This window comes from Enterococcus raffinosus, from assembly GCF_019175485.1.
GTDB classification, from domain to species: Bacteria; Bacillota; Bacilli; order Lactobacillales; family Enterococcaceae; genus Enterococcus_A; species Enterococcus_A raffinosus.
In genome coordinates, this window is record NZ_CP072888.1 from 232790 (window position 1) to 254554 (window position 21765).

Annotated in this window: 28 protein-coding genes and 1 tRNA gene; 23 read left to right on the forward strand and 6 right to left on the reverse strand. The window is 39.9% G+C overall.

Annotated features, from left to right (window positions below; genetic code table 11):
- The first annotated feature begins 353 nt into the window (after positions 1-353).
- Positions 354-2351 carry a KUP/HAK/KT family potassium transporter gene (locus J9537_RS01255; protein WP_218256437.1) on the forward strand — a complete coding sequence of 666 codons (1998 nt, stop codon included), beginning with the start codon at positions 354-356 and terminating at the stop codon, positions 2349-2351.
- A 147-nt stretch (positions 2352-2498) separates the two neighbouring features.
- The gene (locus tag J9537_RS01260) at positions 2499-3032 is read left to right on the forward strand and encodes a hypothetical protein (protein ID WP_218256438.1); all 534 of its coding nucleotides are present in this window, start codon (positions 2499-2501) and stop codon (positions 3030-3032) included.
- Between the two features lie 71 nt (positions 3033-3103).
- Here J9537_RS01260 and J9537_RS01265 read toward each other — a convergent pair whose 3' ends face one another.
- The 3 genes from J9537_RS01265 to J9537_RS01275 all read right to left on the reverse strand — a co-directional run bounded on the left by J9537_RS01265 (position 3104) and on the right by J9537_RS01275 (position 5753).
- Complete coding sequence (locus J9537_RS01265; RefSeq protein WP_218256439.1) at positions 3104-4477, reverse strand: MATE family efflux transporter; 1374 nt, start codon at positions 4475-4477, stop codon at positions 3104-3106.
- Between the two features lie 123 nt (positions 4478-4600).
- Entirely contained in the window at positions 4601-4924 is a 324-nt protein-coding gene (locus J9537_RS01270; RefSeq protein ID WP_010747228.1) for a DUF960 domain-containing protein, read from the reverse strand.
- Between the two features lie 211 nt (positions 4925-5135).
- Positions 5136-5753, reverse strand: a complete 618-nt coding sequence (locus J9537_RS01275; protein WP_218256440.1) for a 50S ribosomal protein L25/general stress protein Ctc — start codon at positions 5751-5753, stop codon at positions 5136-5138.
- A 488-nt stretch (positions 5754-6241) separates the two neighbouring features.
- Between J9537_RS01275 and J9537_RS01280 the strand changes: the two genes are divergently transcribed.
- From J9537_RS01280 to udk, 3 genes are all read left to right on the forward strand, one after another.
- Entirely contained in the window at positions 6242-6958 is a 717-nt protein-coding gene (locus J9537_RS01280) for a 16S rRNA pseudouridine(516) synthase (RefSeq protein ID WP_218256441.1), read from the forward strand.
- Between the two features lie 11 nt (positions 6959-6969).
- On the forward strand, positions 6970-7656 hold the full coding sequence (locus tag J9537_RS01285; protein ID WP_218256442.1) for a YjjG family noncanonical pyrimidine nucleotidase: 687 nt from the start codon (positions 6970-6972) through the stop codon (positions 7654-7656).
- Between the two features lie 70 nt (positions 7657-7726).
- Positions 7727-8353, forward strand: a complete 627-nt coding sequence (gene udk, locus J9537_RS01290) for a uridine kinase (protein WP_218256443.1) — start codon at positions 7727-7729, stop codon at positions 8351-8353.
- A gap of 50 nt (positions 8354-8403) precedes the next feature.
- On the opposite strand, the gene J9537_RS01295 is transcribed toward udk, so the two are convergent.
- The 3 genes from J9537_RS01295 to rpiA all read right to left on the reverse strand — a co-directional run bounded on the left by J9537_RS01295 (position 8404) and on the right by rpiA (position 10086).
- Positions 8404-8487: transfer RNA gene (locus J9537_RS01295), tRNA-Leu, on the reverse strand.
- A gap of 101 nt (positions 8488-8588) precedes the next feature.
- Positions 8589-9275 carry a 2,3-diphosphoglycerate-dependent phosphoglycerate mutase gene (gene gpmA / locus J9537_RS01300; RefSeq protein WP_218256444.1) on the reverse strand — a complete coding sequence of 229 codons (687 nt, stop codon included), beginning with the start codon at positions 9273-9275 and terminating at the stop codon, positions 8589-8591.
- A gap of 130 nt (positions 9276-9405) precedes the next feature.
- Positions 9406-10086: a ribose-5-phosphate isomerase RpiA gene (rpiA, locus tag J9537_RS01305; protein ID WP_218256445.1), complete on the reverse strand. Its 681-nt coding sequence runs from the start codon at positions 10084-10086 to the stop codon at positions 9406-9408.
- 400 nt (positions 10087-10486) lie between these two features.
- Here rpiA and rpsL point away from each other — a divergent pair, with 400 nt between their 5' ends.
- From rpsL to rplE, 18 genes are all read left to right on the forward strand, one after another.
- Positions 10487-10900 (forward strand): 30S ribosomal protein S12, encoded by a 414-nt coding sequence (gene rpsL, locus J9537_RS01310; RefSeq protein WP_010742744.1) that lies wholly within the window; start codon positions 10487-10489, stop codon positions 10898-10900.
- Between the two features lie 45 nt (positions 10901-10945).
- A complete protein-coding gene (rpsG, locus tag J9537_RS01315; protein WP_218256446.1) occupies positions 10946-11416 on the forward strand; it encodes a 30S ribosomal protein S7 in 471 nt (156 codons plus the stop codon).
- Positions 11417-11496: 80 nt separating this feature from the next.
- Positions 11497-13581, forward strand: coding sequence for an elongation factor G (gene fusA / locus J9537_RS01320; RefSeq protein ID WP_218256447.1), 2085 nt, complete (start codon positions 11497-11499; stop codon positions 13579-13581).
- 162 nt (positions 13582-13743) lie between these two features.
- Complete coding sequence (gene tuf / locus J9537_RS01325; RefSeq protein ID WP_010747219.1) at positions 13744-14931, forward strand: elongation factor Tu; 1188 nt, start codon at positions 13744-13746, stop codon at positions 14929-14931.
- A gap of 441 nt (positions 14932-15372) precedes the next feature.
- Entirely contained in the window at positions 15373-15681 is a 309-nt protein-coding gene (rpsJ, locus tag J9537_RS01330) for a 30S ribosomal protein S10 (protein ID WP_010756438.1), read from the forward strand.
- Positions 15682-15703: 22 nt separating this feature from the next.
- A complete protein-coding gene (rplC, locus tag J9537_RS01335) occupies positions 15704-16333 on the forward strand; it encodes a 50S ribosomal protein L3 (protein ID WP_010747217.1) in 630 nt (209 codons plus the stop codon).
- A 28-nt stretch (positions 16334-16361) separates the two neighbouring features.
- Positions 16362-16985 carry a 50S ribosomal protein L4 gene (gene rplD / locus J9537_RS01340; protein ID WP_218256448.1) on the forward strand — a complete coding sequence of 208 codons (624 nt, stop codon included), beginning with the start codon at positions 16362-16364 and terminating at the stop codon, positions 16983-16985.
- Complete coding sequence (locus tag J9537_RS01345; RefSeq protein WP_010747215.1) at positions 16985-17272, forward strand: 50S ribosomal protein L23; 288 nt, start codon at positions 16985-16987, stop codon at positions 17270-17272. The genes rplD and J9537_RS01345 overlap by 1 nt, the downstream gene beginning before the upstream one ends.
- 39 nt (positions 17273-17311) lie before the next feature.
- A complete protein-coding gene (gene rplB, locus J9537_RS01350) occupies positions 17312-18145 on the forward strand; it encodes a 50S ribosomal protein L2 (protein WP_010747214.1) in 834 nt (277 codons plus the stop codon).
- 42 nt (positions 18146-18187) lie between these two features.
- Complete coding sequence (rpsS, locus tag J9537_RS01355; RefSeq protein WP_010742754.1) at positions 18188-18466, forward strand: 30S ribosomal protein S19; 279 nt, start codon at positions 18188-18190, stop codon at positions 18464-18466.
- Positions 18467-18487: 21 nt separating this feature from the next.
- Positions 18488-18835 carry a 50S ribosomal protein L22 gene (gene rplV / locus J9537_RS01360; protein ID WP_010747213.1) on the forward strand — a complete coding sequence of 116 codons (348 nt, stop codon included), beginning with the start codon at positions 18488-18490 and terminating at the stop codon, positions 18833-18835.
- Between the two features lie 13 nt (positions 18836-18848).
- The gene (rpsC, locus tag J9537_RS01365; RefSeq protein WP_010747212.1) at positions 18849-19505 is read left to right on the forward strand and encodes a 30S ribosomal protein S3; all 657 of its coding nucleotides are present in this window, start codon (positions 18849-18851) and stop codon (positions 19503-19505) included.
- Positions 19506-19507: 2 nt separating this feature from the next.
- On the forward strand, positions 19508-19942 hold the full coding sequence (rplP, locus tag J9537_RS01370; RefSeq protein ID WP_010747211.1) for a 50S ribosomal protein L16: 435 nt from the start codon (positions 19508-19510) through the stop codon (positions 19940-19942).
- Entirely contained in the window at positions 19932-20123 is a 192-nt protein-coding gene (gene rpmC / locus J9537_RS01375; protein WP_010747210.1) for a 50S ribosomal protein L29, read from the forward strand. Before rplP ends, rpmC begins: the two co-directional genes overlap by 11 nt.
- A gap of 21 nt (positions 20124-20144) precedes the next feature.
- A complete protein-coding gene (gene rpsQ, locus J9537_RS01380; protein ID WP_010747209.1) occupies positions 20145-20411 on the forward strand; it encodes a 30S ribosomal protein S17 in 267 nt (88 codons plus the stop codon).
- Positions 20412-20466: 55 nt separating this feature from the next.
- Positions 20467-20835, forward strand: a complete 369-nt coding sequence (rplN, locus tag J9537_RS01385; RefSeq protein ID WP_010742760.1) for a 50S ribosomal protein L14 — start codon at positions 20467-20469, stop codon at positions 20833-20835.
- 35 nt (positions 20836-20870) lie between these two features.
- Positions 20871-21182 (forward strand): 50S ribosomal protein L24, encoded by a 312-nt coding sequence (gene rplX, locus J9537_RS01390; protein WP_010747208.1) that lies wholly within the window; start codon positions 20871-20873, stop codon positions 21180-21182.
- Positions 21183-21208: 26 nt separating this feature from the next.
- Positions 21209-21748, forward strand: a complete 540-nt coding sequence (gene rplE, locus J9537_RS01395; RefSeq protein ID WP_010747207.1) for a 50S ribosomal protein L5 — start codon at positions 21209-21211, stop codon at positions 21746-21748.
- Positions 21749-21765: the final 17 nt, after the last annotated feature.

Consider the following 21765-nt stretch of genomic DNA (forward strand, 5'->3'; position numbering starts at 1 on the left):
ATAAGTTTTAGGGGAGTAGCGACATAGAGAAACGTTCTATGCTTTTAGATCAACAACTAGTGCAAAGCACTGGTCTAAGAGGTAATTTGCAAGACCTAAACAATAGTGAAAGCTGTTGTTTAGGTCTTTTTTTGCAAGTTCTTCTTCGCATTTTCGTGCGATTAGAAGGATGGTATGCGTAGCGAGATTCATGGTTTCGTAGCAATGAACTTCGCACTACGAAATAGCAGCGAGTTTCACTTCTTACTTCAGTAGGGCTAGTGGGATCTTTTTTCGAAAGCTTTGTCTGCCTAAAACTTTTTAAATAAAAATCACCACCGATTCAATGAGAACCTGTAACAGGAGTGTGCAAAATGGAGAAGAAGAAAGACCATATCAAGAAGCTTTCAGCGGCAGGTCTGCTGATAGCGATGGGCGTTGTATATGGAGATATCGGAACGAGCCCACTATATGTAATGAAAGCTATTTTAGAAGAAAATGGCGGATTAAATACCGTTACTCAAGATTTTGTCCTTGGTGCGGTTTCGCTAGTGTTCTGGACAGTCATGCTTCTGACGACCGTCAAGTATGTATTAATTGCCCTGCGTGCAGACAACCATGGAGAGGGAGGAATTTTCTCTTTGTATACATTGGTGCGCAGAGATGGAAAATATTTAATCATCCCGGCGATGATTGGTGGGGCGGCATTACTAGCCGATGGCGTATTAACACCGGCTGTAACAGTAACCACTGCCATCGAGGGATTGCGGGGGATTCCTAATTTCTATCAAAAGTTCGGGAACAATCAAAACGTTATTGTAATTATCACATTAATCATCTTGTTATTCTTATTTTTAATTCAACGATTTGGAACTGACTTTGTTGGAAAAGCCTTTGGGCCGATTATGTTCTTGTGGTTCTCCTTTTTAGGGTTAATGGGTCTGATGAACATTCCCTATGATTTTAGTGTAATCAAAGCATTGAATCCTTATTATGCCATTCATTTGTTATTCAGTCCTGAGAATAAAATGGGTATCTTTATTTTGGGGAGCATCTTTTTGGCGACAACCGGGGCAGAAGCGCTCTACTCTGATATGGGCCATGTGGGGAAGAAAAATATTCATTTTAGCTGGCCCTATGTGTTGATTTGCTTAATGTTGAATTATGCTGGCCAAGCAGCGTGGATTCTTCACGCGAAAGGAGATGCTTCGATTGAAGCCATTGATAACTTAAATCCATTCTTTCAAATTTTACCGGATGGCTGGATGATTTTTGGTGTAGTTTTTGCGACAATCGCGGCAATTATCGCTTCTCAGGCACTGATCTCCGGTTCGTTTACATTAGTATCTGAAGCGATCAAATTGAAGCTTTTACCAAGAATGCGCATCATTTATCCCGGTAAAAGTATCGGACAGATGTATATTCCGGCGATTAACCTGATTTTATGGGCCGCCTGTTCATTGATTGTTCTGACCTTCCGAACCTCTACGCACATGGAAGCAGCCTACGGACTTTCAATTACAGTGACGATGCTTATGACGACCTTCTTGCTCTATCATTACTTATTGCAAAATGGCACCTCACGTGTTTTAGCTACATTAATGCTGCTCTTTTTTGGTACGCTAGAAGGATTTTTCTTTATCTCGAGTGTTACGAAATTCTTCCACGGCGGATTTGTTGCTGTTGCGATGGCGTTAGTGATTTTGAGTGTGATGTACATCTGGCACCGCAGCAATCGTGTTCAAGAAAACGCAAGTCAAGATGTTCGATTTAAAGATTATCTGCCGCAACTTCAGGAGCTTCATGATGATGAGAAGATTCCGTATTATCAAACAAACGTGGTCTTTTTGGTGCCGCGGTTAGAGGAAGATAGTATTCCGCAACAATTTATTTATTCAATTTTGGATAAACGGTTGAAACGTGCCAAAGTCTATTGGTTTGTAAATGTGGAAGTTACTGATGAACCATATACAGAAGAATATAGTGTGGATATGATGGGAACAGATTTTATCGTGAAGGTAAAATTGTATTTAGGTTTCCGAATTGCGCAAGATGTGAATGTTTATTTGCGTCAAATTATTCATGACTTAATGAAGCAAGGACGTTTACCAAAACAACCACAGCACTATTCGTTAACTCCAGGTCGTCAAGTTGGAGATTTCCGTTTCGTGATGATACAAGAAGAGCTGTCAAACATGACGCGAATTGATAAATGGGATCGTCAGGTTATGCAGGCGAGGTTGGCGATCAAACGGCATACAGTTACCCCAGAGCGTTGGTTCGGTATTGAGTATAGTGAGGTTACCTATGAGACGGTTCCACTAATTGTTGGTGAAACAAGAAAAACCTGGCTAAAGGAGAGAAAGTCCTAGCTACTCATTGACTAGCGTTACCCCATTCACTCAAAAAGTTTAATTAGACTAAGGACTTTTGGCTCAAATAGATGCCAAAAGTCCTTTTCTTTTTATTTGAAATGCGTTAAATTAAGATTAAAAAAGAGTGAAGGTGAGGGTTGCAAGATGGAAATGACGATTTCGGGATTGCGGGAAAAACTAGGCGAGGCGAATGATGAACAGTTAAGAGAACTGATTTGTCAGCTATACAAACAATCGGAGGTTGCTCAGCAGATTGTGGATTCACGTTTTCTGGGGGATGGTTATGGACTACGGATCGCAAAAGAAACCAATCAAAAGCTGGAACAAGCTTTTTTTCCACATCGAAAAATTGATCGTTCTTTATCCGAGGCAAAGGAGCTACTGCGAAAGTTTCGTAAGAGCTGTCAAAACCAACGGGCATTGATTGATGTAGAATTGTATTTTGTTGAATGTGGCTTGGATTTTATTGGTATTTTTGGTGAATCAGATAAGTCGATCATTACGTTGATGAATACAAGCTATGCGTCAGCGATTGCTCGAATTTTAGAAGATGACTCACAAGTATATTTTCACGAGTATTTTTCTAGATGCAACCAAATTATTGATAATGCTAGAAAATTTCAATCAGAGTTCTCGCAACAGATGTTAACGATCTACCATCAGTTAGCCAATGAGTAAGAGACTGTTCGATTGTTCAAACCAATGAGTATAAGAGAAAAAGGCAAAAATCCAAACGGATTTTTGCCTTTTTAATGTTCGAAGCTTATTTCTGTGGCTTCAAGGGTTTGTTGATTATCCAATTGTTTCAATCGGCGTATGGCCTTAAAATAAGAGGCCAACAAGACAAGTGTTGAACCAATCCAAGCTAGCGGAGAAGCGAAAGCGGCGCCAGCAAAGCCAAAGGAGTGGGTCAAAATAATGGCAGCAAATGAGCGCATAATCAACTCCATCATTCCGGCGATTGTAGGGATTTTTGCTTGCCCCAAGCCTTGCAATGTGTAACGCAGAATTAGTAAAGTTGCTAGCACCCAATACAAAGAACCATTAATTGTGAAATAGGTTTGCGCTAAATCAAAGACATGCGTTTCGCTGCGAGCAACAAATAAGGCAATGAATGTGCGACCGCATGTAATAACTAGCAGACCAGCGAACAAGCTAAATGCACCACTCATTAGTAGACCATACTTCACTCCTTGCAGGATACGTCCGTATTGTTTTGCGCCTAAATTTTGTGCCGTGAAAGTAGTCATGGTAATACCAAAGGACATCATAGGAAGGATCGCGAATTGATCGATCCGACTAGCCGCCGCCTGAGCAGCAACTACATCTGTCCCTAACGTATTTAGCGCAGATTGTAAAATCACAGCACCGATAGCAATAATGGATGATTGGAAGCCCATAGGTAGAGCTGCTCGTAAATGCAGCGCCAACTCCTTTTTATCAAAGGAAAAATGTTTACGGCTGATTTGCAGCAAAGGAATTTTGCGTCGAATAAACCAAACACATAAAAGGCTAGCAAATACTTGGGCAATAACTGTTGCATAACCGGCACCGGCGACGCCCATATGGAAATAGATAATGAAAATCAAATCCAAAACAACATTAACAACAACTGCAGCAGCTAGGAAAAACAATGGTGTTCGGCTATCACCTAAAGCTCTTACCATGTTTGACAAAAGATTAAAACTCATGGCCGCAAAAATCCCAGCTAAAATGACAGAAATAAAATCTTGTGCTTGATTTAAAAGTTCAGGCGGTGTTTGCATCAACAACAACAAGGGACGTAAAAAGACTAAACTTAAAATCGTTAAAATGACAGTGACAACTAAGCTGATTACAATGGAAGCAGCAAAACTTTTGCGAACGCCTTGCAAGTCTTTTGCACCGAATCGTTGTGCGGTAATAATTGAGAGGCCTGAGGTTAGACCTTGTGCAAATCCAATAATTAAAAAGCTGACGCTGCCTGTTGCGCCAACAGCAGCTAAGGCATCTTTACCTAATACCTGACCGACAACTAACATATCTATCATGCTATAAAATTGCTGAAAAACATTTCCTACGAACAAGGGCAGTGTAAATAATAAGATCAATTTTGCTGGATTGCCATGAGTTAATTCTTTCATTCTTTTCCCGCTTTCTATTAAAATTTTCTGATTGATATTACCACAAAATTTTCTGAAAGCAAGAATAAATTTTCAATTATTAAGAAAAAAAGACATCCCTTAAGAAAAGGAATGTCTCGTGAATTAACGTTGGCGAATTTCATTTGGCAACAAAATTGTTTGACGGTTGCCATCATCGTAAGCATATACTTCTTGTGGGAATTCACTAGAATATCTAAAAGGTAAATCAATTCCCATTTCAACACTACTGTCTTCTTGAGAGAAGTGCATGGTAACGTGGCCGTCATTATTGATTAAATCAAAACTCAAAATATTTTCTAATGGGATTAGTCCCTTTAAGTCTAAGTCAATGATATACCAGATACTATCAATCAGCTCGCCTGGCAAACTGGACACCACACCGACAGAGGCATAACGACTTTTTTTAGAATCAAATGTTTCAAACATAGATTTTCCTCCTTTAGTTGGAATCACTTACTTTAAGTACAAATAAGCTTTGTAGTGACTTATTGTAATTCTTTTTTGCTAAAAAAACCACTCATTGTACTTAGTATATAAGAAAACGTAAAAATTTACAGAAGCCAAGGCTTGTCAGATGTCCTGTATTGGAAGATAAAAAGACATATCGAAAGTCTTTCGATATGCCTCGTTGGTTTGTTTATTCTTCTGTTGATTCGCCGATAACTTCTGGTTCAGCACCTTCAGAAGCTTCGTCTTCTTCAGGAAGTTCTTGTGCTTCTTGGACAGCTACAATTTGTTCTTCTGAATCCGTAACGATTGTGTAATCATCATTTTTAGGTAGATCACCAACAGATAGGGATTGACCAATTTCTAATCCAGAGATGTCTACTTCGATCCCCTCAGGTAATTTTTCTGGTGTAGCGGAAACCGTTGCTGTATAAAGTGTTTGTGTCAACACACCGCCAGCCTTCACGCCAACAGATTCACCAACTAAGTTGATTTCTGTTTCAGCTTCTGTTTCTTCTGATAAGTTTACAGATAATAATTCTACATGAGTTAAGCGACGAGTAAAGGTGTCCACCTGTGAATCACGCAATAAGGTATTCACTTTTTTTCCACCGACTTCGATAGCGAAAACAGTATTTGCGCCATTTTCACGCAATAATTTAGAAAATTCACGTTCGTCGAATGAGATAGGGGTACTTTCTACTTTATACCCATTAACGACTGCAGGGACTTTTCCTTCGTGACGTAGCTGGTTGCGAATGGAACGGGGACGAGTTGCTCTTTCTTCTACTTTCAATGATACTGCCATAACCAAATTCCTCCTTAAAATGTGACTGTCTGTGGTTAAGCAGACAGATTTTATTTAAGTGATGGGTTATTCTCAGCACAATGGCTTTGCGAAAAAAACGCAAAAAGACAGTCGTATACACAACTGTCCAAAAAAAGTCTAAGTTCAACTTTCTCTACCAGGTCATAACGCTGTGTATGAGAAACCTTTGACACCGGAGTGTCGATTCACTTAATCATACGAATCTCTGACTCGTATAATTAAATTCTAGGGCTCATCTAATCAAAATGCAAGTATAAACTCCTTGCACCTATTGGAAGAGTGTGGAATTTTTCCTGAAATTGCTTTAAGTAAAGGGTTTGATTAAGGAATTAATTTTTTCAACAGTTAGCTAATGAACATAAAAAAAGCACTGTATGAAGTAGAAATAATAGGAAGAGGAGTTCTAGGGTTTTGACTTTTTTTAAAATTCGGTATAATGAGTCCGATAGATTTAAAGGAGTATCAGCATGCGGCTAGATAAGATCATCGAAGAAAACCTAAAAACGACTCGAAAAGAAATGAAACGTTTATTTCTCATGAAAAAAGTTTTAATAGACAACAAAGTGGAAATGAACCCACAGAGAAATGTGGATAGCAAGCTTCATAAAATTCAAGTCGATGGGCAAAAACTGCAGACGAACCACGTATACTATTTATTGAATAAGCCTTCAGGTGTCGTAACAGCAAAAAAAGATACGAAGTTTCAAACGGCAACAGAATTAGTAAAAGAGTCAGAACGTCCGGAAGCTCTCTATCCCGTAGGGCGATTAGATCGTGATACGACTGGATTGTTGCTTTTAACAGACAATGGACAGTTGGGTTACGACCTTTTGCAGCCGGAATCCAAAGTTACCAAGACCTATCGAGTGATTGTCAATGAGGCGGTAACAATGGAGGACGTGGAGGCGTTCAAAGCGGGGATCGTTTTTCATGGAGGCGTTCGCTGCCAACCTGCGAGATTAAGTATTGTAAGTTCAACGTCTAGGCATTCTGAGGTGCTATTAACGATCAAAGAAGGCAAGTTTCATCAAGTGAAAAAAATGTTTCTAGCATGCGGGAAAAAAGTTATTGCATTAACGCGAGTTTCTATGGGGCCGCTAGTATTACCAGAAGATTTAGCAGAGGGGAAGTATCGATCTCTAACGATTACAGAGCTTCAACAATTAAAAACATATTTTAGATAGAAGGTATAGAAATGGGATACAAAACAATTTTATTTGATATTGATGACACCTTGTTAGATTTTAAAGCCGCAGAGGAGCAAGCCTTAAGCTGGTTATTTCAAGACATGGGTGTAGAGCCGTCTTTAGAGGTAAAAAATCAGTATAAGAAAATGAATCAAGGCTTTTGGCGAGACCATGAAGCAGGTTTGCTTTCTCGTCAAGATTTATTAGATAATCGTTTTCGCTTATTTTTTGAGCAATATGAGCAAGAGGTTGATGGACCAAAAACTGAAGCGCGTTATCGCCACTACTTGAACCAAGGCCATCAATTAATTTCGAATAGCCTGGAAGTGGTAGAAAATTTAAGTCAGAAAAAAGATCTTTATGTGGTCACTAATGGGGTTTCTGCAACACAACATGAACGTTTGACAAAATCAGGCCTAGCTCCTTATTTCAAGAAATTTTTTATTTCTGAAGAGATGGGTGTCCACAAACCGATGAAAGAATTCTTTGATATCGTTTTTGCTGAAATTCCTCATATAGAAAAAGAAAGAACAGTGATTGTGGGAGATTCTTTAACCTCGGATATTAAGGGTGGACAGGTTGCTGGCATCGATACGATTTGGATGAATCCTCAGGAAAAAGAAGCCCAAGAAATAAAACCAACATTTCAGATAAAAGAATTAACCGACCTCTATCAAATTTTAGAAGAATTTTAAGTTTTTGATAGCAATTTAACGATGATTCGCTATAATAGGACTAATGAAAAACGAAAGAGGTTTTAGTTGCATGGAAAACAAGCCGATCATTATTGGCGTAACGGGCGGTTCAGGTAGTGGGAAAACTAGCGTCAGCCGCGCAATCTACAATCGGTTTCCCAATCATTCAATTATGATGTTGGAACACGATTCTTACTATAAGGACCAAAGTGGTATCAGCTTTGAGGAACGTTTAAAAACGAATTACGATCATCCGTTTGCGTTTGACACAGATTTATTGATCGAGCATTTAAAGGAATTAACGAAATATCAATCGGTAGAAGTACCGATCTATGATTACGTAAAACATACACGCAGTGATGAAGTTTATTTGCAAGAGCCAAAAGAAGTCATCATTCTAGAGGGTATCTTAATCCTAGAAGATGAACGGCTGCGTAATCTAATGGATATTAAAATTTATGTAGATACAGATGATGATATTCGGATTATCCGCCGTATTAAACGGGATATGAACGAACGAGGCCGGACATTGGAATCGGTAATTGATCAATATTTAACAGTAGTAAAACCAATGTACCATCAATTTATCGAACCAACGAAACGCTATGCAGACATCATTGTGCCTGAAGGTGGCGAGAATCACGTCGCCATTGACCTGATTGCTACAAAAGTGGCAAGTTTCTTGAATCATGATTAAAAAGAGCAAGACAGAAAACTTCTGTCTTGCTCTTTTTACAGCTTGTATTATGCGGCCGAGAAGACTCGAACTTCCACGATATTGCTACCACTAGCGCCTGAAGCTAGCGCGTCTGCCAATTCCGCCACGACCGCAAAGAAAGTACTTATTTATTTTAGCACAAAAAGACCAATGTGCCAGAGATAATGCTGCGAAATAAAAAAAATCCCGACTCATTGATAAGTCGGGAATAATTTTATAAGTAGTATTTTTTAGCAACTGTTAAGTCATCATTCAAGTCATAAACAAGAGGTTGACCTGTTGGGATTTCTAAGTCCATGATGTCTTCGTCAGAAATACCTTCAATGTGTTTAGCCAATGCGCGTAGTGAGTTACCGTGTGCAGCTACTAAAACAGTTTTTCCATCTTTCAAAGCAGGAGCGATTTCGTCTTGCCAGAAAGGTAATGCACGTTCCAAAGTAACTTTTAAGTTTTCGCCTCCAGGAATATCGCGAGGGTCTAACATTGCGTAACGACGATCCTGAGCTGCTGAACCTTCGTCAGTTGCTTCCATCAATGGAGGTAATACGTCGTATGAACGGCGCCAGATGTGAACTTGTTCGTCACCGTATTTTTCAGCGGTTTCTTTTTTGTTCAATCCTTGTAATTTACCATAATGACGTTCGTTTAAGCGCCAAGATTTAACAGTTGGTACCCAAAGTTGGTCAGAGTATTCTAAGATGTAGTCGCAAGTTTTGATCGCACGAGTTAAAACTGATGTAAAAGCAATATCAAATTCAATTCCTGCTTCTTTAATTTTGCGGCCGCCTTCTTTTGCTTCTTCGACACCTTCTGGAGCCAAATCAACGTCTGCCCAGCCTGTAAATTGGTTCAATTTGTTCCATTCACTCAAGCCGTGACGAGAAAAAACTAATTTTGGCATATCATTCTCTCCTTTTGAAATTTCTGAAATTTTCAATTCCTGATTCATTGTACAATGTTTCGGTCGTGATTTCCATTAAATTGAGTGTGTTTTTTATCAAATCACAAGCTTTGCCAGGAATTTTAGAGAATTATTTCGCTGGAACCTCAAGAATTTTTGGTCCCTCAGGAGTACCAACAATAACACGTGAGATCATATCAATAAATAGCCCGTGTTCAACGACACCAACGCAAGTGTCTAACTCTGCTGCAAGCGCGTGAGGGTCTTCTATTATGTCTAGATGTAGATCAATGATGTAATGACCGCCATCGGTAGTTAGAAGTTCTCCTGCATCGTTCAATCGCCAAGAAGGATGATATCCTTTTGCTTCAAATAATCGAAATACGTTGTGGCTGCCGAAGGGAACAACCTCGACTGGTAAAGGGAATTTTCCGAGCTTATTAACCATCTTGCTTTCATCAACGATCCAGATACATTCTTTTGAATAAGTTGCTACGACTTTTTCGAAAAGCAGGGCAGCACCGCCGCCTTTGATTCCTTGGAAGTCCTCACTAATTTCATCTGCGCCATCAATTGTGAGATCAACAGACGCTACCTCATCGATAGCTTTTAGGGGAATACCTAATTCTTTTGCTTGTTCTTCTGTTTTAATAGAAGTAACAACACCTGTGATCTTCAATCCTTCTTCATTGACACGGCGACCTAATTCTTTTACTAAGTAATAAGCAGTTGATCCTGTGCCTAATCCAACAATCATTCCATCTTTGACAAATTTTGCTGCTTCGATCCCAACTAACTCTTTCAAATTCATTGAAAAATCCCACCTTTTGCTAAGTTACGTTTATTGTAATCGCAAAAAAAGAAAAAAGATAGCCTTTTAAGTAAAAAAGACCAAAAAAGTGAATCCGCTTTATTTGCTGATATATAAATCATCAAGAGAAACTGCTTAATCTAAATAAATTTTTTTATTCTAATACAAAATCTAAACGCTGATCCAAAGTAAAAAAACTCTAGATAGTTTGTTGACAGCGAAAATCAATCATGGTATGCTATCAAAGGTGCTTTGTGAACAGGTCTCTCAATAGAGACGTGCTGACTGTGTCAAGGTACGCTTGATAGAGAATGCAGGGATGCATTATTTTTTATCGCTGAAAAAGAACCACCAGGATGTGTGGTACTAGAAAGCGGATCGAGGAAGGAGGAAACAAGGAATGCCTACAATTAATCAATTAGTACGTAAACCTCGTAAATCAAAGGTGGAAAAATCAAATTCACCAGCATTGAACAAAGGATATAATAGCTTTAAAAAAGCTCAAACAAACGTGAACTCACCACAAAAACGTGGAGTTTGTACACGTGTGGGGACTATGACACCTAAGAAACCCAACTCAGCATTGCGTAAATATGCTCGTGTTCGTTTGTCAAACTTGATCGAAGTAACAGCTTATATTCCAGGTATCGGCCATAACCTACAAGAACACAGTGTTGTTCTATTACGTGGTGGTCGTGTAAAAGACTTACCAGGGGTACGTTACCACATCGTTCGTGGCGCACTAGATACTGCCGGTGTTAACGATCGTAAACAAAGCCGTTCTAAATACGGTACTAAAAAACCTAAAGCTTAATCAAACGAATAGATAAAGACATATTTTCGGAAGGAGGAGTTACGTATGACTCGTAAAGGAACTATCGCAAAACGCGACGTTTTGCCAGATCCTATGTATAACTCTAAGCTAGTAGCTCGTTTAATCAACCGTGTAATGGTTGATGGAAAACGCGGAACTGCTTCAAATATCGTATACAACGCTTTTAACACTATCAAAGAATCAACAGGGAATGATCCATTGGAAGTTTTCGAACAAGCAATGGAAAATATCATGCCTGTACTAGAAGTTAAAGCTCGCCGTGTTGGGGGTTCTAACTATCAAGTGCCCGTTGAAGTACGTCCAGAACGTCGTACTACTTTAGGTTTGCGTTGGGTTGTTAACTTCGCTCGTTTACGCGGCGAACATACAATGGAAGAACGCTTAGCGAAAGAAATCATGGATGCTGCTAACAACACTGGGGCTTCTGTGAAAAAACGCGAAGATACACACAAAATGGCGGAAGCCAACCGTGCATTTGCTCATTATCGTTGGTAAGATTTTTTCTGCTGGCGAAGGTCAACAGAAAACTGACCAGACAATGCTAAATTTAATTTAAGAGAGGAGCAAACAAAGAAATGGCAAGAGAATTTTCTCTAGAAAATACGCGTAATATCGGGATCATGGCCCACGTTGATGCAGGTAAAACTACAGCAACTGAGCGTATCTTGTACTACACTGGTAAAATCCATAAAATTGGTGAAACCCACGAAGGTGCTTCTCAAATGGACTGGATGGAACAAGAACAAGAACGTGGTATCACGATCACTTCTGCTGCAACAACTGCACAATGGAAGGGTCACCGCGTAAATATCATCGATACCCCAGGACACGTGGACTTCACAATCGAAGTACAACGTTCATTACGTGTGCTTGACGGTGCAGTAACTGTATTGGACTCACAATCAGGTGTAGAACCACAAACAGAAACTGTTTGGCGTCAAGCGACAGAATACCAAGTACCACGTATTGTATTCTGTAATAAAATGGACAAAATTGGTGCTGACTTCCTTTACTCAGTAAGCACTTTACATGATCGTTTACAAGCGAATGCTCATCCAATCCAATTACCAATTGGTGCTGAAGATGACTTCACTGGTATTATCGATTTAGTTAAAATGAAAGCTGAAATCTATACAAATGATTTAGGAACTGAAATCCAAGAGACTGAAATTCCTGAAGAATATAAAGAACAAGCTGAAGAATGGCGTGAAAAATTAGTAGAAGCTGTGGCTGATACTGATGAAGACCTAATGATGAAATTCTTGGAAGGTGAAGAAATCACTGACGAAGAATTAAAAGCGGGTATCCGTAACGCTACTCTATCTGTAGACTTCTACCCTGTTCTTTGTGGTTCAGCCTTCAAAAACAAAGGTGTTCAATTGATGTTGGATGCAGTCATTGACTATCTTCCAGCACCAACTGACGTAAAAGCTATCCAAGGGTTTAATCCTAAAACTGACGAAGAAACGGAACGTCCAGCTGATGATTCTGCACCGTTCTCATCACTAGCGTTTAAAGTAATGACTGACCCATTCGTAGGTCGTCTAACGTTCTTCCGTGTTTACTCAGGTGTTCTAAATTCTGGTTCATATGTATTGAATGCTTCTAAAGGCAAACGTGAACGTATCGGACGTATTTTGCAAATGCATGCAAATACTCGTAAAGAAATCGAAACGGTTTACTCAGGTGATATCGCCGCTGCTGTTGGATTGAAAGATACAACAACTGGAGATACACTTTGTGCTGAAGATGCACCAGTTATCTTAGAATCAATTGAATTCCCTGATCCAGTTATCGAAGTTGCTGTTGAACCTAAATCAAAAGCTGACCAAGATAAAATGGGTGTTGCTTTACAAAAACTTGCTGAAGAAGATCCTTCATTCCGCGTTGAAACAAACGTTGAAACTGGCGAAACAGTTATCGCTGGTATGGGTGAACTTCACTTAGACGTGTTGGTTGACCGTATGCGTCGTGAATTTAAAGTGGATGCAAACGTTGGTGCCCCTCAAGTATCTTACCGTGAAACATTCCGTTCTGCGACAAATGCAGAAGGTAAGTTTGTACGTCAGTCTGGTGGTAAAGGTCAATACGGTCACGTATGGATCGAATTTACACCAAACGAAGAAGGTGCCGGCTTCGAATTCGAAAACGCAATTGTCGGTGGTGTGGTTCCTCGTGAATACATTCCAGCAGTTGAAAAAGGATTAGAAGACGCTATGGCAAACGGTGTGTTAGCAGGTTATCCATTAGTTGATATCAAAGCTAAACTTTATGATGGTTCATACCATGATGTCGATTCAAATGAAACAGCCTTCCGTGTAGCTGCGTCTATGGCGCTACGTGCTGCTGCGAAAAAAGCGAATCCATCAATTCTTGAACCAATGATGAAAGTTACAATTACTGTTCCGGAAGATTACTTAGGTGATGTTATGGGGCATGTAACTGCACGTCGTGGTCGTGTGGAAGGTATGGAAGCGCATGGTAACGCGCAAATCGTTAACGCTATTGTGCCGTTAGCTGAAATGTTTGGTTACGCAACAACGCTTCGTTCTTCTACTCAAGGACGCGGTACATTCATGATGGTCTTTGACCACTATGAAGATGTACCAAAATCAGTTCAAGAAGAAATTATTAAGAAAAACGGCGGCAAAGCTGATTAATTCTTAAAAGTCAATTGTTTTTGACTGCTTTTCCGAAAAGAACTGTATTTTTAGTAACGTTTCATGTAAAATAATTACTGATGATATGGGCTCGCATCGCTTGTGTGGTGCGGACCTATCAGATAAAAAACTAATCTCATTTACTTAGGAGGAACATTTTAAATGGCTAAAGAAAAATTTGACCGTTCAAAACCCCATGTTAACATTGGTACTATCGGACACGTTGACCATGGTAAAACTACTTTAACAGCTGCAATTACAACTGTACTTGCTAAACAAGGCGGAGCGCAAGCTATGGACTACGCTCAAATCGACGGAGCTCCTGAAGAACGCGAACGCGGAATCACTATCAACACTGCTCACGTTGAGTACGAAACTGACAACCGTCACTATGCTCACGTTGACTGCCCAGGACACGCGGACTACGTTAAAAACATGATCACTGGTGCTGCTCAAATGGACGGAGCTATCTTAGTAGTATCTGCTGCTGATGGCCCTATGCCTCAAACTCGTGAACACATCTTGTTATCTCGTAACGTTGGTGTTCCTTACATCGTTGTATTCTTAAACAAAATGGATATGGTTGACGATGAAGAATTACTAGAATTAGTTGAAATGGAAGTTCGTGACTTATTAACTGAATACGACTTCCCAGGCGACGACACTCCAGTTATCGCAGGTTCAGCTTTGAAAGCTTTAGAAGGCGACGCTTCATACGAAGAAAAAATCTTAGAATTAATGGCTGCTGTTGATGAATACATCCCAACACCAGTTCGTGATACTGACAAACCATTCATGATGCCAGTGGAAGACGTATTCTCAATCACTGGTCGTGGAACTGTTGCAACTGGTCGTGTTGAACGTGGACAAGTTCGCGTTGGTGACGAAGTTGAAATCGTAGGTATTGCTGAAGAAACTGCTAAAACAACTGTTACAGGTGTTGAAATGTTCCGTAAATTGTTGGATTACGCTGAAGCGGGCGACAACATTGGTGCATTATTACGTGGTGTTGCACGTGAAGACATCCAACGTGGACAAGTATTGGCTAAACCAGCTTCAATCACTCCACATACAAAATTCTCTGCAGAAGTTTACGTTTTAACTAAAGAAGAAGGCGGACGTCATACTCCATTCTTCACTAACTACCGTCCTCAGTTCTACTTCCGTACAACTGACGTAACTGGTGTAGTTGATCTACCAGAAGGTACTGAAATGGTAATGCCTGGTGATAACGTAACTATGGAAGTTGAATTAATCCACCCAATCGCGATCGAAGACGGAACTCGTTTCTCTATTCGTGAAGGCGGACGTACTGTTGGTTCAGGCGTTGTAACAACAATCAAAGCTTAATTAGCTTTATAGTTTAATTATTATACTCGGACGCAAAGAGTCACTGGAATTCCAGTGACTCTTTTTTTGGATCGAATATCGATATCTGGTTTGGTCTTGATTTATAAAGATTGAAGAATCTGTCGCTAGTTATAGGTGATAAAGTGAAATGCTATATTATATAGTAGGAAACATATCAAGCAGGTATTTTTTAGGTTTTCTGAAAACGTAATAGAAAATTCAAAAAAACTGAGAAAATCCTTGCAATCATTGATGCCATATAATATAATCATAAAGGTGCTGTTTGCAGAAGTGCAACCGACACTGGGGGGTTCTGAAAAGAATCCGTCGGCTTTGAAACGAGAGGTTGCGACACGCCCGGACGCTTTGCCACGAACGAGCGTGACGGAGATTTTCGTGGAGCTATGTCTACTTTTTAAAATAGGCGAAGGAGGGAACAAGATGGCAAAACAAAAAATTCGTATCCGTTTAAAAGCGTATGAACATGGTATTTTAGATCAATCAGCGGATAAAATCGTGGAAACTGCAAAAAGAACTGGAGCTAGCGTGTCTGGTCCGATTCCATTACCAACTGAACGCAGTCTTTACACTGTAATCCGTGCGACTCATAAATACAAAGATTCACGCGAACAATTCGAAATGCGTACTCACAAACGTCTGATTGACATTGTGAACCCAACACCGAAGACAGTTGATGCTTTAATGAAGCTTGACTTACCATCAGGTGTGAATATTGAAATCAAACTATAATTAAGAAGATGGAGGTGTAATCATGACCAAAGGAATCTTAGGGAAAAAAGTGGGAATGACTCAAATCTTCACTGAATCTGGCGAACTTATTCCAGTTACTGTTATCGAAGCTACTCCAAACGTTGTTTTACAAGTGAAAACAATGGAAAACGATGGCTACGAAGCTGTTCAATTAGGTTACCAAGATATGCGTGAAGTTTTGTCTAACAAACCTGCGAAAGGTCATGTTGCAAAAGCAAACACGGCTCCTAAGCGCTTCATTCGAGAATTCAAAGATGTTGAGCTAGGAGACTATGAAGTAGGTAAAGAAGTGAAAGTTGATACTTTCCAAGCTGGAGACATCATTGATGTTACCGGAACGACTAAAGGTAAAGGATTCCAAGGCGTTATCAAACGTCACGGACAAAGCCGCGGCCCAATGGCTCACGGTTCTCGTTACCACCGTCGTCCTGGATCTATGGGTCCTGTTGCACCGAACCGTGTATTTAAAAATAAACGTTTAGCTGGCCGTATGGGTGGCAATCGCGTGACAATTCAAAATCTTGAAGTTGTTCGTGTTGACGCTGACCGCAACGTTATCTTAGTAAAAGGAAATGTTCCTGGCGCTAAAAAATCTTTAATCACTATCAAATCAGCTGTGAAAGCTAAATAATTAGTTAGAGGAAAGGAGGAACTAAGGAATGCCAACTGTAGCATTATTCAAACAAGATGGAACTCAAAACGGTGACATCACTTTAAATGAAGAAATCTTCGGAATTGAACCAAATGAAAGTGTTGTTTACGATGCAATTGTTATGCAACGCGCTTCATTAAGACAAGGAACACACGCTGTGAAAAATCGTAGCGCAGTTCGTGGCGGTGGTCGCAAACCATGGCGTCAAAAAGGAACTGGACGTGCTCGTCAAGGTTCTATCCGTTCACCACAATGGCGTGGAGGTGGCGTTGTCTTCGGACCTACACCACGTTCATACAGCTACAAACTTCCTAAAAAAGTTCGTCGCTTAGCAATTAAATCTGTATTATCAGAAAAAGTTGCTGAAAATAACTTAGTTGCTGTTGATGCTTTAAGCTTTGACACACCTAAAACAAAAGAATTTAAACAAGTTTTAACTAGCTTGTCTATTGATTCTAAAGTATTGGTTGTATTAGAAACAGAAAACGAAGTTGCAGGTTTAGCTGCTCGTAACTTATCAAACGTAACTGTTACTACTTCAAACAACGTTACTGTATTAGATGTAGTCGCTAATGACAAAATCTTAGCAACGCAAACTGCTCTTACTCAAATTGAGGAGGTGCTTGCATAATGAACTTACTAGACGTAATTAAACGCCCGGTGATCACTGAAAAATCTATGTTAGACATGGACGAAAAGAAATATACTTTCGAAGTTGACACTCGCGCAAACAAAACTTTAGTGAAACAAGCAGTAGAAGCTGCTTTCGACGTTAAAGTAAAAAACGTAAACATTATGAATGCTAAACCAAAAGCAAAACGTATGGGTAAATACCAAGGCTTCACAAAAAAACGTCGCAAAGCTGTTGTGACTTTAACTGAAGACTCAAAAGAAATCCAACTTTTCGACGCTGAATAAGCGTTAGAAAATCACTAGTAAATAGGAGGGAAACTAGACGTGGCGATTAAAAAGTACAAACCTACCTCAAATGGTCGTCGTAATATGACAAGTTCTGATTTCGCTGAAATCACTACTTCAACGCCTGAAAAGACGTTATTACAACCATTGAAAAACAACGCCGGTCGTAACAACAACGGTCGCATCACTGTACGTCATCAAGGTGGCGGACATAAACGTCAATACCGTGTTATCGACTTCAAACGTAATAAAGATAACGTGGTTGCTACAGTTCAAACGATCGAGTACGATCCAAACCGCTCAGCAAACATTGCATTAGTTCATTATTCAGACGGAGTGAAAGCTTACATCTTAGCCCCTAAAGGCTTAGAAGTAGGTATGACAATCGTTTCTGGACCAGATGCAGATATTAAAATCGGAAATGCATTACCACTAGAAAATATTCCAGTAGGTACTGTGATCCACAATATTGAAATGAAACCTGGCAAAGGCGGACAATTAATCCGTTCTGCTGGTACAAGTGCTCAAGTACTTGGTAAAGAAGGAAAATACGTATTAGTACGTTTAAACTCTGGCGAAGTTCGTATGATCTTAGCTACTTGCCGTGCGACAATCGGTTCTGTTGGTAATGAACAACATGAATTGATCAATATCGGTAAAGCTGGTCGTTCTCGTTGGATGCGCAAACGCCCAACTGTACGTGGTAGTGTAATGAACCCTAACGATCACCCACACGGTGGTGGTGAAGGTAAAGCTCCAGTCGGACGTAAAGCTCCGGTATCTCCTTGGGGACAACCTGCATTGGGTTACAAAACTCGTAATAAGAAAGCTGCATCTGACAAGCTTATCGTACGTCGTCGTAAGACTAAATAGAACCATTGACTATGTGTCGCATATTTTGAGAGGAGGTACACCATGGGTCGTAGTTTGAAAAAAGGACCTTTCGTCGATGATCATTTGATGAAAAAGGTTGAAGCGCAACAAGGTGTTGAAAAGAAAAAAGTTATTAAAACTTGGTCTCGTCGTTCAACAATTTTCCCTAGTTTTGTAGGATTTACAATTGCTGTTTATGACGGACGCAAACATGTACCAGTTTACATCCAAGAAGACATGGTAGGACATAAATTAGGTGAATTTGCACCATCAAGAACTTATCGTGGACATGCCGCCGACGATAAGAAAACAAGACGTTAATTTTGAGGGGAGGATATTAACATGGCAGAACAAATTACATCAGCTAAGGCAACTGCAAAAACAGTTCGCACTTCTCCTCGTAAAGCACGTTTAGTAATGGATCTTATTAGAGGAAAAAGCGTAGCAGAAGCAATTTCAATTTTGAAATTCACACCGAACAAATCTGCAGGAATCATTGAAAAAGTAATGATGTCAGCAGTTGCTAACGCAGAAAACAACTTTGACTTAGATGTTGAAAATTTGGTAGTTTCTGAAGGATTTGTTAACGAAGGACCAACAATGAAACGTTTCCGTCCACGTGCAAAAGGATCAGCTTCACCAATCAACAAACGTACAAGTCATATTACCGTTGTGGTATCAGAAAAATAAGGAGGGATAATCAGTGGGTCAAAAAGTAAATCCTATTGGAATGCGTGTAGGCATCATCCGTGAGTGGGATGCTAAATGGTATGCTGAAAAAGAGTATGCTGAATTTCTACACGAAGATTTGAGAATCCGTAAGTTCATCGCAACTAAACTTGCTGATGCCGCTGTGTCAACTGTTGAAATCGAACGCGCTGCAAACCGTGTAAACATTTCAATTCACACAGCCAAACCTGGTATGGTTATCGGTAAAGGCGGATCTGAAGTTGAGAGCCTAAGAAAAGAATTAAATAAATTAACTGGTAAACGAGTTCACATCAACATCGTTGAAATCAAAAAACCAGATTTAGATGCAAAATTAGTCGGAGAAGGAATCGCACGTCAATTAGAAAACCGTGTTGCTTTCCGTCGTGCACAAAAACAAGCGATCCAACGCACTATGCGTTCAGGCGCTAAAGGAATTAAAACTCAAGTATCTGGTCGTTTGAATGGTGCGGATATCGCTCGTTCAGAAGGATACTCTGAAGGAACAGTTCCTCTTCATACATTGCGTGCCGATATTGACTACGCATGGGAAGAAGCAGATACAACATACGGAAAACTAGGAGTTAAAGTGTGGATTTATCGTGGAGAAATTCTTCCTACAAAGAAAAACACTGAGAAAGGAGGGAAATAATCATGTTAGTACCTAAACGTGTAAAACACCGTCGTGAATTCCGCGGTAAAATGCGTGGGGAAGCTAAAGGTGGTAAAGAAATCGCATTTGGAGAATACGGCTTACAAGCTGTTGATTCACATTGGATCACTAACCGCCAAATCGAAGCTGCCCGTATTGCAATGACTCGTTACATGAAACGTGGTGGGAAAGTATGGATTAAAATTTTCCCTCACAAATCTTATACTGCCAAAGCAATTGGTGTACGTATGGGATCTGGTAAAGGTGCTCCTGAAGGCTGGGTTTCACCAGTTAAACGCGGCAAGATCATGTTTGAAATCGCCGGCGTTCCTGAAGAAGTTGCTCGTGAAGCATTACGTCTTGCTTCTCACAAATTACCAATGAAGACTAAGATCGTAAAACGTGAGGAAATGGGTGGTGAATCGAATGAAGGTTAAAGAAATCAGAGAATTAACCACTGCCGAAATGCTAGATCAAGAAAAACAATTGAAAGAAGAATTGTTCAATCTTAGATTCCAATTAGCAACAGGTCAATTAGAAAACACTGCACGTATTAAAGAAGTACGTAAATCGATTGCACGCATCAAAACTGTGTTGCGTGAACAAGCTGACAAATAGTGGAAGGAGGCCATTTCCAGTATGACTGAAGAAAGAAATCAACGTAAAGTTTATCAAGGACGTGTGGTATCTGACAAAATGGACAAGACGATCACTGTTGTCGTTGAAACCAAGAAGAACCATCCAATCTACGGTAAACGTATGAAATATTCTAAAAAATACAAAGCTCACGATGAAAACAATGAAGCAAAAATTGGCGATATCGTGAAAATCATGGAAACTCGTCCATTATCAGCTACCAAACGTTTCCGTCTGGTTGAAGTCGTTGAAAAAGCAGTGATTATCTAATCACACGAGATTTTCCTATATAGATGTTTCTTAAATCTGAAAGGAGGATACACAAGTGATCCAAGCAGAAAGCCGTTTAAAAATCGCGGACAACTCAGGCGCTCGTGAAATTTTAACTATTAAAGTTCTTGGCGGATCTGGTCGCAAAACTGCAAATATCGGTGATGTGATTGTTGCTACGGTTAAACAAGCAACGCCAGGTGGTGTTGTCAAAAAAGGTGACGTTGTAAAAGCCGTTATCGTTCGAACTAAATCAGGCGCTCGTCGTACTGACGGTTCTTATATCAAATTTGATGAAAATGCAGCTGTTATCATTCGTGATGACAAGAGCCCAAGAGGAACACGTATCTTCGGACCTGTCGCTCGTGAACTACGCGAAGGCAACTTCATGAAGATCGTTTCATTGGCACCGGAAGTATTATAATCGAAAGATTCAACCAAAGGAGGTGCGCAACAGTAATGTTCGTTAAAAAAGGCGATAAAGTAAAAGTTATCTCTGGTAAAGACAGAAATAAAGAAGGCGTAGTATTAGAAGCCCTTCCTAAAAAAGACAAAGTCGTTGTTGAAGGCGTCAATGTCGTGAAAAAACATAAAAAAGCCTCTCAAGAAGCTCCTCAAGGAGGAATCGTTGAGGTAGAAGCACCAATTCATGCTTCTAATGTTATGGTGATCGACCCTTCAAATGGAGAAGCGACACGCGTTGGCTACAAAGTGGTTGACGGTAAGAAAGTCCGTGTTTCTAAGAAAACCGGCGAAGCTCTAGATAAATAATTAAACAAGGAAGGAGGATCTTATAGATGAACCGCCTAAAAGAAAAATTTGTAAGTGAAATTACACCATCTTTGATGGAAAAATTTAACTATAATTCAGTTATGGAAGTTCCTAAAGTTGAGAAAATCGTCATCAACATGGGTGTTGGTGATGCGGTATCAAACGCAAAAAACTTAGACAAAGCTGTTGAAGAATTAGCCTTGATCTCTGGTCAAAAACCAATCATTACAAAAGCTAAAAAATCAATCGCTGGTTTCCGTTTACGTGAAGGAATGCCTATTGGTGCGAAAGTAACACTACGTGGAGAAAGAATGTATGAATTCTTAGACAAATTAGTGTCTGTATCACTTCCCCGTGTACGTGACTTCCACGGAGTAAGCAAAAAATCCTTCGACGGCCGTGGTAACTTTACTTTGGGTGTTAAAGAACAATTGATCTTCCCTGAAGTAGATTATGATTTAGTTGATAAAGTTCGTGGTATGGATATCGTTGTGGTTACAACTGCTAAAACAGACGAAGAATCTCGCGAATTATTAACACAACTTGGAATGCCATTCCAAAAATAATCAAGGAGGCGAAAAAA